Below are 16715 nucleotides of genomic sequence, written 5' to 3' on the forward strand. Positions count from 1 at the left end.
TTAGTAAATTATTTAACAATACGTGGTATAATAAAACTATCCAAAGTATCATATAATACACATTTAAATTAAATAAATGTTGTATGGGATTTGTCCCTGTATTATAATGACATTTAAATAAAATAAAGGAGGTATCTATAAAAATAGGATTTTATCCTAAAAGTATAATGATACTTTAATTAATAATTAGAAGGAGGTATTTATGAAAGTAAATAGGAGATGTTTGGCATTTTTTATGGCGATACTTATCTTATTGACAAGTTTTCCTGCGAGTATCTTTGCATATACAGGCGAACCTAATTTTAAAATAGGTAATTATGACAATATAAAAAATGACAAAGCACATTATATTAACAATGAAGATGTGGCGGTAAAGGAGTTTGACACCGACCCTACAAGTAAAGAGGAGGCAAATAAGCAGATAGCCGATCCAAATAGGGATGAAAAATACACATTAAAAGTGGGTTATGATATCGACGCAAATGGCTATAAAATTCCAAAATTTCAACCTTATATAGCTTCCATATTTAAAAATGGAACAATGCCAGTGGATAAAACTGTTGAACTTCCAACTATAGATGGATATACTGCTCCAACTCCGAGATATGTATTCTCAAGAGAAGAGGCTAATAAATTTAAAAATTATGATAGATCTTATATATATAAACCGAAGGATATAGATATAAAAGTAGTCCATCTTTTTCAATCTTTAAGTGATCCTAATGTTTTTAATGATAAAAAAGAAGTTGTGAACAAAGCTAAAGTTGGAACTGAATTCACTTTTTATGCATTGAACAAAAGTGAAACACCGGGATTTTCTCCAGAGTTTTCAAGCTTGAAAGTTCAAATACCAGAAGATACAAAAAATTTCCAAGTCGTATTTAGATATTTAAGGGACACTAATATTGTCACTTATAATACATCTGAAGGCGCTACTCAAATAAGAGCAAAGAAAATATATTACGACCAAGAGATTCCAGCTGTAAAAGAACCTACAAAAGAAGGCGCACAATTTTTATGGTGGACTGCAGATAGTGATATCTTGAAAAAAGACGGGACTAAAATTAAAGCTGGAGAGCATATAAAGAATACAGACATGGAAAATCTTAGAATGCCTTCCCATGACTTAGAGTTTACGGCTGTTTGGAAGGAAAACAAAGAGGCACCATACACAATTCTTTTCTATACAGAAAAATCGGACTATGAGGATTCTGCACCTTTTAAAGAAAAATACGACTATGTGGGAAGGAAAGTAGTTGATAATGGAGAAGTTGGCGCAGTTCCAGATCTTTCAGCAGTAGGTCCAGAGGGAATAAAGTTCCCAGATATTGATAAAGCCGTTACTAGTAATCCAACTGAACTTGCAAAATACTATCATAGAAATGAAAACTTAATAAAAGAAAAAAATGCAGGTGAAGATGGAAATCAAAAGCTAATTTCATCTACAGGAAAGACTGCATTTAGTATCTACTATGATAGAGAAGTCTATGAGCTTGTATTTGAAATATCGAAAGGCACTTTTCACCCCATCATCACTAAAGACGGAGTAAGATATGATGCGAAAACCAATCCATATACAATAAAGGCTCGCTTCAATCAATCTTTGGCAGATGCATGGCCAAGGGACAGTGAAATAGAGGGCTGGACGAGAGGATATTCCGGTCAAGGCTGGCTTATAAATTATGGTAATTTTATATATAGAGATACGCCGCCTTATAGACTTTCAGCTTCTGATTTTATAAATGCTGTAAATCAAGAGGGAAAGAGCTTTTTAAGTAGAACCGACGTTAATATTGGACCAAGGCAGATAAGTTTAGGGATTGCCCAAGGACGAGTTGGAATCAATCATCCTGTACATGTGGATTTTTTCAAAGAAGATTTTGATGGAGTTTCTAAACTCGATTCTTCGATGTATTATTGGAAGTCAGATACCAACAGTTCCAGCTATGAGTTTCCACTTCCTGAACTTAAGGGTTTTAAAGGAGCTTATGCTAAAAAAAGACAAATAAATTACAGAAAAGAGGATTCTTTTTGGGAAACTATAAATAATGGAAGACCTGATGGGCAAGTTCAATATGTAGACAGGCTTGGCGGCCAAAGAGCATCTACTAATGGATATTTAAAATTAGAATATACAAGAAATAAATATGATTTGACACTACATCCAACAAAGGGCAATACTACTACAATGCAAGTTCCTTATGACAAACCGCTAAGGGATTTAGACCTAGACACAAAAAATGTTCCGGAAAGACCTCAAGGCATTCCAGATACCTATGAATTTAAGGGCTGGGCATTAGACCCCGTAGGTCAAAATTTGGTAAAGGACTCTGCACAGACTATGCCAAACTACAAGTACGACCTATACGACCACTGGGCTGAAAAAGATGTAACCTACAATGTTACTTTCGACCCTAATGGCGGAAAATTTAGAGGCTCTGAAGACAAATATATTTTAAATGTTCCAAATAAAGAGCCGGAGAAAGTTGATCCAAAGATTGAATACACTTCAAAGGGACCTGTTGTTAAGTTAGATGAAAACCCAACTAGAGAAGGATATACTTTTGGGGGTTGGGAATTAGTACTTTTCAAAAAGGATGAAGAAGGCAAATTAGTTCCAGACACAAGCTACACCGATAAGTACAAGGCACCTCTAAGATATGCGGAAAATAACCCAATAGTTGAGGACCTATATCTAAAAGCAATGTGGATTGATAATAATAGAACTTCTGCAACAGCTTATCATCACTTCTATGACGCTCAAGGAAATGAGCTAAAGAATGAGATGAAAAAGGTGGAATACAAATATCTAGCTATAGGAAATTATGCATCAGCCATGGCTCAATACTCAAATAATGAGTGGATTTTAAGAGAAGATATGGAGCACAATGAATACTATCAAACTAAATTAATTGATAAAGACCCTGAGAAAAATATCTTCAATTTCCATTATAGACGTTTTAAAACAAGAAAATACGACATCAACTACATTGACCAAAATAATAAAAATATAGTCCCACCAGAAAAAATTGAAAATGGCAAAAAAGATTATGATGCAGTATCTTATAGAGATATTCCAGGATACAAATTGACATCAGCTCCTAATGTTGAACTTTTATTTAAATTAAATGATAAAGGTGAATTGACTGGTATTGAGGGCTATGGAGTAGGCGACATTATTACAGATAAAAATGGTGTAAGCTTTAAATATGAAGACATTCGTGTAATAAAGAGAAAATCAAGGGAAGCTGCAACTCCTGATGGATACCACAGAGTAATCTTTAAGGCTGACGAAGGCGGAAATGTTTCCTTGAGCACTGCGGACCAAGGCGTTAAGGAGATTATCTATGATGTAATCGACGGTCTTGAGTTTAAAAAACTTCCAAAGGTCAATGCCTTTGCCGATGATTCTGGAAATTATGAATTTGATGAGTGGAATGACGAAAGATTTTTAAATGACATTACACCTATAAGAGATGACCACACATTTACTGCTAAATTTGTTTTGAAATCAAGTGGAAATGAAAAAATTGTGCCAAAGGGTTCTACTCCTACTGCAAAAGATTTGTTGAGTAATTATGAAGAATTGGAAAATGCGGGAGCAAGATTCTCCTTTACTCCTGTGGATACTTCATCAACTGGAGATAAGGATGTTAAGGTTACAATTATTTATCCAAGTGGCAAGACTAGCACTGTAACTGCAAAAGTAAAGGTAGTTCCAATAGTGGAAGAGGTTACAGACCCTAGTGCGGATGTTCCAGAATATTACACAAGAGTAACTTTCGATGCCACAAAAGACGGTAAACTAAATGGAACAGATGAAACTACAAAAGTTTACAATGTTTATAAAGGCACAAATTGGAAGAAGGCAAAATATGAAGGTATTTCTATCCCTAGTGCAAATTACAAAGACGGCACAAAATCCTTTGACAAATGGAATACCCTTCCTGAAGATAACTTTGAAGTAAAAGAGCCTTTGACAATTAAGGCAAGTTATGCTGATGTACAAACTGTAATCCCCTACGACCCGAGCGACCCAATGGGAAGACCTGATGACAGATATGTGAGATTGACTTTTGAAGGAACAAAGGGGATAAATCTTTCCGATGTCAAGTCTTACTATATTAAAAAGGATGCCGGAATAACTCTTGGAGATAAAGGTATTATTAAGCCTACTGAAAAGACGGAAATCGGATACGCCTTTAACGGTTGGGATAAGGATGATACTACACCAATAAACACTGACATCGTGGTAAAAGCTCAAGCTAAGGAATTAGAAGATACCATTGAAGTAAAAGACGGCGTAACGCAACCTGAAGGTTATGTAAAGGTAACTTTTGTTTCCGGCGACAATGGTACAGTAAATGAAAAATCTTACTTTGTAAATCCAAATAAATATGTAACTCTTACTCCACCTGCGGATGCTGACATAAAGGCTAATACTGGCTATGAATTTTCCGCTTGGGACAAGGATGTTACACATAATCAACAATACAAAGTAGACACGAAAATAAAAGCTGTATTCTCTCCTACGGGTGCAATTTCTGAGACACCAGTTCCAGGTTATAGCAAGATAACTTTTGAAATTGAAGGCGAAGGCGGAAATATTGTAGGGCAAAATACAGTATATGTCGACCCTAATAGAAGGGTAACTCTAAAAGGACCTAAGTTAGATGTGGAAGTCGGATATTACTTTGACTCTTGGGACCCTCCTATAAATCAAACTACTTTTAGTGCAGATACTATCATAAAGGGAAGATTCAAGGCTTATGATGATATAATTCCAGAAAAAACAGATGACGGAAGTACAAATTCAAAACCTGAGGGTTATGTTGAAGTTATATTAAATAATGGAGACGACGGATATATTAAAGATGATTTAAACATTGTCTTCTATGTAAATCCTAAGAAGAATAAAACTTTGGGAGATATTTTAAGTAAATTTACTAATACAGAAGTAATTGCTTACACTGGATATAAGTTTGAAGGCAATTGGGATGAAAAAGCTAGTAAAGTAATTGACGGAACAGAGAAGACAATTTATGTCACTGCTGATTACACTCCTCTTGAAAATGTAATCCCTGAAAAAGATGCAAGTGGCACTCCAAACAAAATTCCTAAGGGATATGTGGAAGTCTTCTTTGATTCTACAGATAAGGGCAATATAAAGGATTCTACAGATACAAAGAAGAAAGTTTATGTAAATCCTACTGCTGCCGTAAAACTTTCTGATTTTGCACCAAAAGTAGATGCTAATACTGGTTATGAGTTTGCTAATTGGGCAGAAATCATAAATTATGATGTGAAATATAAGGGTGGAGAAGTAATTAAGGCAAAATACAATGAATTAAAAAATGTCTTAACAGAAGAAAAACCAGGCTATATAAAGGTAACTTTAAGTGAAGGCGATGGTGGAGAGTTTAAAACTGGAGCTACTACAACTTATTGGGTAAAACCGAATGTTGAGGTTACAATTCCACAGGCAGAAGTAAATGAAAAAACTGGAAAGAAATTCAATGGTTGGGATAAACCTCTAACTATGAATATAAGTGACGGAAAAGAAGTTAAAATCACTGCAAAATATGATGACATCGCTCCAATTATTCCTGCTGAAGGAGAAAAACCTAAGGGCTATGTTACAGTTGAATTTACAACTGATGGCAATGGAAAACTTTCTGGAACAACTAAGTATTATGTAAATCCTAATGCAAATGTAGATTTAACTCAAAATGCAGAAGGACTTGGACTTGAACCTAATGTAGGTTATGAAAAGGGAACTTGGGAAGGCTCCATGACTGAACCATTCACTGAAGGAATGAAGATAAAGCATGTATTTAGCAAATTAAAAGATGTTTATGCAAGTGATGAATTGACTGATAAACCTAAGGGCTATGTAATAGTTGAATTTACAACTGACGGCAATGGAACTCTTTCCGGAACAACTAAGTACTATGTAAATCCTAATGCAAATATAAAATTAGGAACAAGAGGAGTAATTATTCCTCAATATAAGGCAAATCAAAATTATGTCTTCGACGCTTGGTTTGAACCTTTAGATATGGATAGTGAAATAACTGGCAACAGAAAATATGTTGCAACATTTAAGACGGACAAGGTAACATTGACTTATGTTGCGGATGCAGACAATCCTCAAAGTGTAAGTGGAAATGTTCCTGCTAATACTGTAGCCGATGTAAATTCGACTATAAGAATTGCAAATGAAGGAACTTTGAATAAGCCTGAGGCAAATTTTGCAGGTTGGAAAATTGGAGATAAAGTTTATAAACCAGGCGAAGAATTTACAATTATAAAGAATGAAACTGCCTATGCACAATGGGATGCAACAATTAGTTGGATAAGTTTTGAATTTGTTTCTAAAGATCCTGATAGAACTTTACCTCAAGAAGTAACAGATCAAAAACCTCAAGACATCAAAGAGACAATTGGAAAAGAATTTACACCTGCATACAAATTTAGCGAAGTAAAAAGTACTGATCCAAATGAACAAGGAGAATGGAAATTTGCAGGCTGGACACCAGACAAGTTGACTGTCCATAAAGACAAGACTAATAACGTCTTGACAGGCACTTGGGAATTTGTCCCTAGAGGAAAAATAAATTATGTCTTCGACTATGTATATAAAAATGGCGAAGATGAAATCAAGCAAAAGCCTGATGCAATAAGCGAAAACTTAGTAGACAGTATAGAAAAGTATGTAGATGAAGGTCTTGAGATGCCAAAGTATACTGGAGAATATCCTGATACAGTAGACGGTGTACCTGGAGTATGGAAGTTTGATATCTTTACAAAATCTTCCGAGCAACCTGGCAAAATATATTTTACTGGAACTTGGAAATTTATTTCAAATGACAAGGTACTTGTAAGATATGAATACAAATTTGTAGATGAAGATGGCGTTGCTGAAATTCAAAGACCTGCTGATTTTACAGAAACTGCACCAGAAGGTGTGGAAATTTACAAATCTCAAACTGCAGAAGCTCCTACAACTCCAGCAAATGCTGAAGAAAAAACTGACATTGCGACATATACTTTCTTAGGTTGGAACCCTGCTGGTAATCAAGAAGATGTACAATCTGATGTTATTTATGTAGGAACATGGAAAGTCGTAAAATTCGACAATATAAAATACGATGCAAAACCTAGCTTGATTATTAAAGACTATGGAGAAAATACTACTCCTCAAGAAATAGCAGATCATATTGCATTACTAGGATATAAGGGCGATAGAAGTGCTGTAAAATTTGAAATTTCTGATGAAACGACAATTCCTAATGGAAATCAAGCTGGAAGATTTTTTGTAAAAGTAAATGTAATTTATCCAGATGGAACTAGCGATAAAGTCTATGTTAATATTTTAGTCAAAGACCCAATCAAGCCTAATAAGCCTGAACCTAGTTACCCACCTGAGCCTAGTTACCCACCTGAGCCTAGTTACCCACCTGAGCCTAGTTACCCATATGAACCATATCCATGGCACCCAACTTGGAACGAGCCTACTCAAAGGACTTTTGCTCCTTTGACACCGATAGCTCCAAAGATTGAAGTTCCAAAGGTTGAAGTTCCTAAGGCTGAACCAAAGGTAGAAAGACACGAAGCTTATATCTCTGGTTATCCAGATGGAACAGTTAGACCTGATGGTGAAATCACGAGAGCAGAAGTGGCTGCTATATTTGCAAGGTTGGCAGAAAAGAATACTTCCGTAGGTTTTTCAGACAAGTTTGACGATGTAAAACAAGGAGATTGGTTTACAGGAAGTATAATGAAATTGACTTCTAAGGACATCATAAAGGGATATCCAGACGGAACATTTAAACCTAATAATAGCATTACAAGAGCTGAATTTGCTGCTATTGCATCAAAATATATAACTGACAAAAAACTTGCAACAGAAACTTTTGTAGACGTACCTTCAAATCACTGGGCAAGAGATGTAATATCACAAGTTAAGGCACAAGGTTGGATCACTGGATATTCAGATGGAACATTTAAACCTGATGCACCTATCACAAGAGCAGAGGCTGTTTCAATAGTAAACAGAATGTTTAATAGACACGCTGATAAAGCTTTTGTAAATGAAAAGCATGTTGAATTAATTAAGTTCAAAGATTTAAGTAGTTCTCATTGGGCTTACTACGATATTTATGAAGCTACAAATACTCACGACTGTAAAAAAGATGAGCACGGCGTAGAAAGCTGGAGCAAAATAGCAAATTAATTCAATAGTTAAGACAAAAAGAAATCGGAAAAATCCGGTTTCTTTTTTTTGTTTATTTTCACAAGGTTAGACCATACATCGCCATAGAAATTTAGTCTGTGTTTTAATGAAGTAATATATTAGGCTTTATAAAATATAATTTTGCATAAAAAAAGGAGGATAAACCTCCAATTTTACAATCAAATACATTTACAAGACAGTTATTTAATTCAATGCTAAGCTTGAACTATTTTATCCCCTTCATCTAAAGAGTCCACAAAGGTAAATACATAATAGGCAAGGCATAGATTAATGCTCCCAAATAAAGGCGTTACCCAATCTCCTTCAAGTGGAGAATTCCAAACAAAATGTAGTGCAATGGGCGCTATGATAAAAAATAATGCCTTTGATTTAGGGATAGATTTTTCTTTTTTCAAAAGAGCTATGAGTCCAACTCCAAAGACTATTGCAAAATCCATATGACTGCCCAGTGCATTGGATATTCTTTCAAAGGCTATTGAAAAACCAGTATTTGTTTCGCCAAAGGTGCTTTGAAAAATATATGCGAAGTCTTCAAAAACTTGAAAGCCAAATCCGGAAATCATCCCCGATATAAAGGCATCTTTTAAAGAAATCTTTTTGAAGAAAAAATATGTCAAGAGTACAACTAATCCCTTTGCTATTTCTTCTGTAAAGGGCGCTGTCATAGCTGCTCCCCACTTGCTAAGTATTTCCTTTGGAACATTAAGTGAAAATAGCAATAATGAAATTAGTGAGTTGCCTTGACTTGCTAAATATAGTGGCAAAGTAAATCCAAGTATAAGGCTTAGCAGCACGACTTTGCCTGAAACATTAAATCTTCTTACTAAATAAAATATAAATAGGGCAACAGGTATGGCATATAGGAACACCGTGCTTGCGGCAATGAGAAATATGGGAAATAATGCTTGTGACTTGTCCTTTTCTGCAAATTGAACAAAGTAATCATTAAATCCTATAAATACTAAAGCCAGGGTTATGATAATCAAAAGATTGCGTCCATAAATATTAATAAATTTTTTCATTTAATCCTCCCAATTTTTAAAATGTAAAAACTGCATAATAAAATGTAATCTGATTTAAAATATATTTAAAAATTAGGAAGAATAATAGCTAAAAATGTCAAACCCTAAAATCGCAAATCATAAGTATATTTACGAATTTAAAAGTTTGGCATTAAAAATTTGCATCTTCTCTAACTTTTTATGTTATAAAAATAACATTGTATATGTAAAAAGTCAATATTTTTGTTATGGAAATAATGTGTCAAATATGCAATGCTCCAAGGCAAGCACCGCAAATATATTGAAAGCTAATTTTATTTTTAGTATAATTTTTATGGAAAATATGGCGTGCTTAAATTAATGACAAGTTTACTTGTAAATTTTATTTTATATATTAAGTGTATACTCACATAATATATTTTTCGCCATTATAAAATATAAAATAACTCGGAGGTCTAATGAAGAAAAATTATACTATTTTATCCCTATACTATGTCCTAATGGCATTGGGCTTATTTGTTTGTAAGCATTTTTTAAATACGCCCTATGATTCATCTAATTTTAGTGAAAAATTCTTGCCCTTTATGATATTGTTGTCCCTATTGGTCTTATATTATGGATTAAAAAATAAAGATCAATTAGTTTTATCAAAGAGCAAAAGCCCAAGTTATCTTCTCTCTGTCCTTATATTTGTCCCTGTAGCAGGTTTTGGAGTTTATTCAATAATAAAGGGTTTTAGTCTTAATTTAGCTTTCTTTATTCTCATTGTTGACACTGCCCTCATTGGCATAGCAGAAGAGGGGATGTTTAGAGGCATAGTATTAGGCGGCTTAGTGCGAAAAATTCATCCAGTATTTGCAATTTTAATATCCTCCTTTTTTTTCTCTTTGCTGCATATATTAAATATATTAGGAGGTTTGCCTTTTTCTGAAGTAGCAAATCAAATGCTATCCACCTTTATTATGGGTGTATTTTTGGCATCAATGTATTTAGATACAAAAAATATTATTTTTCCAATAATATTTCACTCCCTTTGGGACTATATATTGTTAAGCGAAAGTCTTGCAGATATATCCTTTTTACCTTTACTCCTTATAGGTATAAATGTAGGCGAGATAATCATTTCACTTTTAATAATTATAAAATTAATGAAAGCCAATAAACAATTTTATAATTAACTTATAATTTTTATTTAACTTTTTAGTCCTGTTGTTTAGTTGTTGCAGGACTTTTTTATTTGACTTAGGGTTTTTTATTTGACTTGGGTTTTTTATTGTTTTTTTTATTTAGCTTATACTTTTTATTTGACTTATAAGAAGTAGTGAAACTTTTCACTGCTTTTTGTAGTCATTGCCATCACCTACAACTAGAATATACCTGCCTTTGCCACCCCATTAATTCCTCAACTTATTAAATTTTAATACTTCTTTTGATAATTTTTTCCTAAAAAGTTTATTTATTTTGCTGGCATTGTTTTTCTTTTAGTGAAATACTTTCCATATTATGATATAATTTGTTTTGGAAGGTGAAAAAATGATTCAAAGTTTAGTTAAGGCAGCAAATGTTTTAGACGCATTGAAAAATGAAAATCGAGAACTTACAATTGCAGAAATATCTGAGTTTTTAAATATACCGCCAAGTACGGCTCACAGAATTTTATCTACGCTTATTGAAATTGGTTATGTGTCTAAGGACGAAAGGACGCACCTCTACGGACTTGGACCATCGCTTATACCTCTTGGGATAAAGGCTTCTTCAAAACTTGATCCTCAAGCTGTGGGTAAATCTGTATTAAAAAAATTATCTGATATTACAATGGAAGATTCTTTCTTTATTATAAAATCTGGCGACAAGGGTCTTATGCTGTCAAAATCGGAAGGCAAGCACACTTTAAAAATCGTTGAAAATTTTGGTATTGAAATTGATCTTCACAAGGGTGCTATTAGAAAGACTATCCTTGCTTTTCAGCCAGATGAATACATCAACTATTATTTAAAAAAGGATCTTTCTGATTATTTAGATTCGCCAGTGGATAAGGATGCTCTTAAAAAAGATTTAATAGAAATAAAAAACAAAAAAATTTCCGTCTCCGACTCAGAATACATTGAAGATGCAATTGGCATTGGTGCTCCTGTCTTTAATTATAAGGATGTCTTGGTTGGTGCTATTGGTGTAGTTCTTCCAAAGGAAAGAGTTACTGAGGAGATAAAAAAGGAATATATAGAGGCAGTTAAAAACTGTGGCATTGAATTTTCAAAAAACTTGGGATATTCAGAGGCTTAATAAAGTTGTGTCAATAATCTTGGCACAGCTTTTTTATTTTTTTGGATGTTGCCAATCTTTTAATGAGGTTAATTATTTGTTAAAATGTACCTGGGAGGTCATTATGCCAATACTTAGTTTAACAAATATTAAAAAATCCTATATTGACGAGGAAACTATTAAAGATGCAAGTTTAATAGTGGAAGAGGGCGACAAAATTGGCCTTATTGGAATTAATGGAAGTGGAAAGTCCACTCTTTTTAATATAATTACTGAAAATTTGTCCTATGATGATGGCGAAATTTTTAGAAAAAAAGATTTAAAAATCGGTTATTTAGAGCAACAACTTAATTTACATCAAGAGGGCAGTATTTACGATAATTGCCTTTTTATTTTTAGAGATTTAATTGAACTTGAAAAAAATCTTAGAAGGCAAGAACATATTATTGCTGAAAATCCTAATAATTTGGAAGAAGAATTAAATAAATATCAAAGGATGCAAGATGAATTTCACAAGTTAGATGGATACTCCTTTCACTCTAAGATTAGGGGGACTTTAATTGGGCTTGGTTTTAGCGAGGATGATTTTGATAGAGACATTTCAACTCTTTCTGGTGGTCAGAAATCGCGCGTGGCTCTTGCAATGCTTCTTCTTGAGGATGCCGATCTTCTACTTCTTGATGAGCCTACAAATCATTTGGACATAGATGCAATTTCTTGGCTTGAAAAATACTTAAAGGATGTAAACAAGGCAATTATTATAATTAGCCACGACAGATATTTTTTAAATAACATTGTATCTAAGGTCGTCCTTTTGGAAAATGGAGAAACCAAAACTTATTTGGGCAATTACGACAATTACATGAGGCAGAGAAAAAAGGATTTCGAGGTTTTAAAAAGACAATACGAGGATCAACAAAAGGAAATTAAAAGACAGGAAGAAATTATAAAGCGATACCTTAGCCTTGGCCGCGACAGATTTATAAAACAGGGCAAGAGCAGAAAGAAAATGTTGGACAAGATGCAAAAAATCGAAATGCCATCTTCAAATAAAAAGACAAATCTTTCCTTTGCTACAAATAAGACTTCTGGCAAGGATGTTTTAGAGATAAAAAATCTTTCAAAGTCCTTTGGCGACAATTTGGTTTTTCACGACTTAAATGCCTCTGTCTATAAAAATGATAAAATTGGACTTATTGGTCCCAATGGAGTTGGCAAATCAACTTTATTTAAAATAATTGCGGGAAAAATTAGTCAAGACTCTGGCGAAGTAAAAATTGGCTCCAATGTCGACATTGCCTTCTTCTATCAAGAGCTGGACAATTTAAACTTAAATAACACCGTCATGGACGAAATTTGGGACGAGTTTCCAAAACTTGAACATTTTCAAGTGAGAAAATATTTGGCTGAATTTCTCTTTGTTGGCGACGATATTTTTAAAACTATTGATGAACTTTCTGGCGGCGAGCGTGGAAGACTTTCTCTGTTAAAAATTATGTTAAAGGGTGCAAATTTTTTAGTCCTTGACGAACCTACAAATCACTTGGATATTGACTCAAAGGAAATACTTGAGGATGCACTTCTTAAATACGAGGGTACTGTCCTTTCTATTTCTCACGACAGATATTTTTTAAATAAAACTGTGGACAAAATTTTTGAAATGAAAAAAGACGGCATAAACACTTTTTTGGGCAATTATGATTATTACTTGGAAAAAACTACTGAAGTCGAAACTTTAGATGATAATTACAAGTCAAAGACAGAAATTGCAAAGGTAAAACGAGAAGAGAGAGAAGAACGTCAAAAAAACAAGGCGCTTCGCAAAGAAAGGGAAAAAATTGAAAGTGAGATTGCTAATATTGAAGAAAAGTTATCCACAATCGACGAAAAACTTGCAGACTCTAACACTTACAAGGATTATCAACTAGCAAATGATTTATCAATAAAGCGTGAAAGCCTTGCAAATACTCTTGAAGAGCTTTACGAAACTTGGATGGAATTGGAAGAAAATTAAAAGATCTTTAAAAAAGTTTTCCACAAGTATATTTGTGATGCCTACTTTATCCCCAAAGTTATTCACATTATCCACAATTAAAGCAAAAATTTTTTAAAAAGTAGTGCACATTTAATACACATTTTGAAAAAATTATCATTAAACAAAAAAAATCTCTAATTTTTCAAATTTTTAACTTACTTTTTACAAAAAATGTACAATTTTATCCACAGATTTAAAAAGTTATCAACTTCTGTGCATAATAATAGAGCTGAAAAACAGCTCTTTTTATTTTGATTTTAGTTTGTTAATCATGTCCTCTGCGGGATCTAGAATTTCAATATCTGTCAATTTTTTAAATTCCTCTTTCATATAGGGAAAGTGGGTACAAGCTAAAATTATTGCATCTGGTTTTTTTTCCATGGCGTTGAAAAATTTAAAGAGTTCCTTGAGTCCAAGCTTAGATACAATATCTCTTGGCAAAGTTTTCTTTTCAATTTCTTCAACTATGGAAAGCATCCCAATGGAAATTGTATTTCTAAAAGTTTTTTCTGAAATGATTTTATCTATTCCATGGGCTGATTTTGAATTTGCCGCAAGGATTACTATGTCTTTATAGTAATTGTCGAGATTTTTGTAAAAGTCAAAGGGAGTTATAACTTCAATGCTTTGACGTCGAGTTAAATCGTCTACATCGATGGCTGCTGAGAGAGAATTACAATAGATAAAAATTTTTGCTGCACCTTCATTTTTTGCCTCAACTATTTTCTTTTCAACAATATTTGTTAGCTCATCCTTTGAATAATATTGAAGATAGGATTGCTCCTTTGGATTTTTTGAAATTGGAAAACTAAGGGCGTCAAAACCTCTTGATTTTAAAAGTTCCACTCCCATCTTTGTGTCGACAAAAGTTCCTGCAAATACTCCTACTTTCATTTCATCACTTCCTTAAAATAAATCAATCTTCCTAAAAATCTATATTTTTTTTGTAAAAAATTTTCCATAAATATTATATAAAATGTTGAAATTCATTCCACTGCCCTTTTCTTTTTTGTACTTGTAAAAATCTTTATGATTTCCAAGATAAATAAAATTATTATTCCAATGAAAAACCCAAGGGGACTAAAATTTTCTATATTTAATGCTACATTTCCCCTTATAGTAGTAGGCCCCATAATAATTGCATAAAGGGAGCCTATAATCATGCCGATAATTAGGTAGAGCATCTTTCCCCGACTTTTTCTCATTTTTTCTCTAATAATTCTTATAGACATAAAAATTCCAAATAAAATTCCAAGGGACATTACCACTAAGGGCATAATCTTTTCAAAATTAAATCTTAAAACTTCACCCACTGCTTCCACTATGGGAATGTAAACTCCTGCAATGAGAAGTATTGATGAGCCAGAAATGCCCGGCAAGACCATGGCAGAAATTGCCACTGCCCCCGATATAAATAAATAAAAATAGTCAAAGCTATTTGGATTAACTAAGTCAAAGTTTCCCATGAGTTTGCTCCTATTCCTAAGATAAACTAAAAGGGCAACTACAAAAATTCCCATAAAAATAAAATAAAATTTGTCTTTATGTTTTTTTAAAATTTCTATTTCGCTTTTTATGACAAAGGGAAGGGACATAATAGTTAGTCCCAAAAAAACAGAGCTCATAAAGTAAATTTTACTTTGAAATAATTCTGACAAGAAAAAAATACTAAGTAGTAGTCCAAATACCCAGCCTAGTCCCAACTTTAAGAGATAAAAAAAAGAAGATTTCCTTCCGCCTTTTTCTCCTTCAAAGAACTCATGAAGTGATTCAATAAATTTATCATAAAATCCCAGTATAAAGGCAATAGTTCCGCCACTCACTCCTGGAACGGAGTCGGCTATTGCCATCATCATTCCGTGAAAAATATTAATTAACATAATTCCTCCATTTAATCTATGATAACATTTATTTGGAATTTTAATTATTAATTTATTGTAAACTTTCTTAAATTTATATTAAAAATCCACTGCATTTTTGCAGTGGCAATATTATAAAATCTCTTGGTCTTTTCTTATATCTCCATAAATTTCTTCGATATTGTCTAAATATAAATCAGAAAGTCTCGCCATATATATGGGAGTAATTACTACAAATCCAATTATTGCAGCTACTGCAAGTATAGATACAATTATTATAACCAAGGGCATAGTTTTTACTGCTATTGCTAATAAAATTAGCATAATACTTAAAATTATTGGAATCATGTAGACTTTTAATAATGTGATAAGAGTCTGTGAAAATAATCTTATTCCTGATTTAAAAATAAGTTTTATGTTTTGGGAAAAAGATAAATCTCTATATCGCTCATCTGCCATGACAAAGTTCAAATAAGCAAATATCAGTGAAATAAGAGTAGTAACCAAAATATATAAAATTGAAATAATTGGTATAATCTTTCCATTGTCCATATCACTTAGTACTAATCCAGTACCTGAAGTTAATGTTGAAAGTAAAATTATAACAACACTAATTAAGCCAATTAAAATATTAGCCAAAAAGACTTTTCCTGTAATTGTCTTTATTCCCCTTAAATAATCTGAAAAAGTGCCTTCTCTCGTGTATAAAAGTCCCCTGCAAACAATATAATTTCCAATCCAAAAAATAATAGGTCCAATTATAGATACATTTTCATCAGAAATTCTGTCAAAAATTCCCGCTATAACTCCCATTAATAGTAATATCAATATTATAGATCCATAACTATATTTTCTCATTGTCTCCTCCTTTGTTTTATATAAAAATACTATCACAAATTGAAACATAGTTAAAGTATTTATAATACTATTGGTATCGATTTCATTTTGTGCTATAATAAATTATAACTGAGGAGGTGAATTTTTTATTATTGAAGTTTAAAATTCAATAAAATCGAGAGATAAAATTTATGTAAATTGCACCATTGCTCATATTTTATTTTAAATTTTAAAATTTTTTTATAAATAAAGTTTATATTTTTAATTTTTCAAAATAAATAATTCTGCAATCAATTTCAAATATCTCTTATTACAAGGTCGTGAGAAGTTGTATTTATTGTTTTTAATAGAAATCTTCTCAATAGAAAATAATCTAATTATTTGCACTTTATATTAATGTTGAAAATTATTAAAAAGATTAATTTTCCAATGACCTTTGACAAAATTTTTAAATTATGAGGAGC

The 16715-nt window shown here is 32.6% G+C and carries 8 protein-coding genes; 4 read left to right on the forward strand and 4 right to left on the reverse strand.

All coding sequences use genetic code 11. The annotated features are described in order from the left end of the window. The first annotated feature begins 202 nt into the window (after positions 1-202). The gene (locus ACQRC6_RS04165; RefSeq protein WP_427847875.1) at positions 203-8236 is read left to right on the forward strand and encodes an S-layer homology domain-containing protein; all 8034 of its coding nucleotides are present in this window, start codon (positions 203-205) and stop codon (positions 8234-8236) included. 215 nt (positions 8237-8451) lie between these two features. Here ACQRC6_RS04165 and ACQRC6_RS04170 read toward each other — a convergent pair whose 3' ends face one another. After that, positions 8452-9279: a PrsW family intramembrane metalloprotease gene (locus ACQRC6_RS04170; RefSeq protein WP_427847876.1), complete on the reverse strand. Its 828-nt coding sequence runs from the start codon at positions 9277-9279 to the stop codon at positions 8452-8454. A 437-nt stretch (positions 9280-9716) separates the two neighbouring features. Between ACQRC6_RS04170 and ACQRC6_RS04175 the strand changes: the two genes are divergently transcribed. The 3 genes from ACQRC6_RS04175 to ACQRC6_RS04185 all read left to right on the forward strand — a co-directional run bounded on the left by ACQRC6_RS04175 (position 9717) and on the right by ACQRC6_RS04185 (position 13534). Then, complete coding sequence (locus ACQRC6_RS04175) at positions 9717-10436, forward strand: CPBP family intramembrane glutamic endopeptidase (protein ID WP_427847877.1); 720 nt, start codon at positions 9717-9719, stop codon at positions 10434-10436. A gap of 355 nt (positions 10437-10791) precedes the next feature. Beyond that, entirely contained in the window at positions 10792-11541 is a 750-nt protein-coding gene (locus ACQRC6_RS04180) for an IclR family transcriptional regulator (protein WP_427847878.1), read from the forward strand. A gap of 103 nt (positions 11542-11644) precedes the next feature. Next, positions 11645-13534: an ABC-F family ATP-binding cassette domain-containing protein gene (locus ACQRC6_RS04185; RefSeq protein ID WP_427847879.1), complete on the forward strand. Its 1890-nt coding sequence runs from the start codon at positions 11645-11647 to the stop codon at positions 13532-13534. 267 nt (positions 13535-13801) lie between these two features. Here ACQRC6_RS04185 and ACQRC6_RS04190 read toward each other — a convergent pair whose 3' ends face one another. The 3 genes from ACQRC6_RS04190 to ACQRC6_RS04200 form a co-directional block, all read right to left on the reverse strand. Continuing rightward, positions 13802-14449 carry an aspartate/glutamate racemase family protein gene (locus tag ACQRC6_RS04190; protein WP_427847880.1) on the reverse strand — a complete coding sequence of 216 codons (648 nt, stop codon included), beginning with the start codon at positions 14447-14449 and terminating at the stop codon, positions 13802-13804. Positions 14450-14541: 92 nt separating this feature from the next. Then, the gene (locus ACQRC6_RS04195; RefSeq protein ID WP_427847881.1) at positions 14542-15435 is read right to left on the reverse strand and encodes a DUF368 domain-containing protein; all 894 of its coding nucleotides are present in this window, start codon (positions 15433-15435) and stop codon (positions 14542-14544) included. A gap of 111 nt (positions 15436-15546) precedes the next feature. Then, entirely contained in the window at positions 15547-16272 is a 726-nt protein-coding gene (locus tag ACQRC6_RS04200; protein WP_427847882.1) for a hypothetical protein, read from the reverse strand. Positions 16273-16715 lie beyond the last annotated feature (443 nt).

It is taken from the genome of Peptoniphilus sp. SGI.035 (assembly GCF_050315115.1).
Lineage (GTDB): Bacteria > Bacillota > Clostridia > Tissierellales > Peptoniphilaceae > Peptoniphilus_A.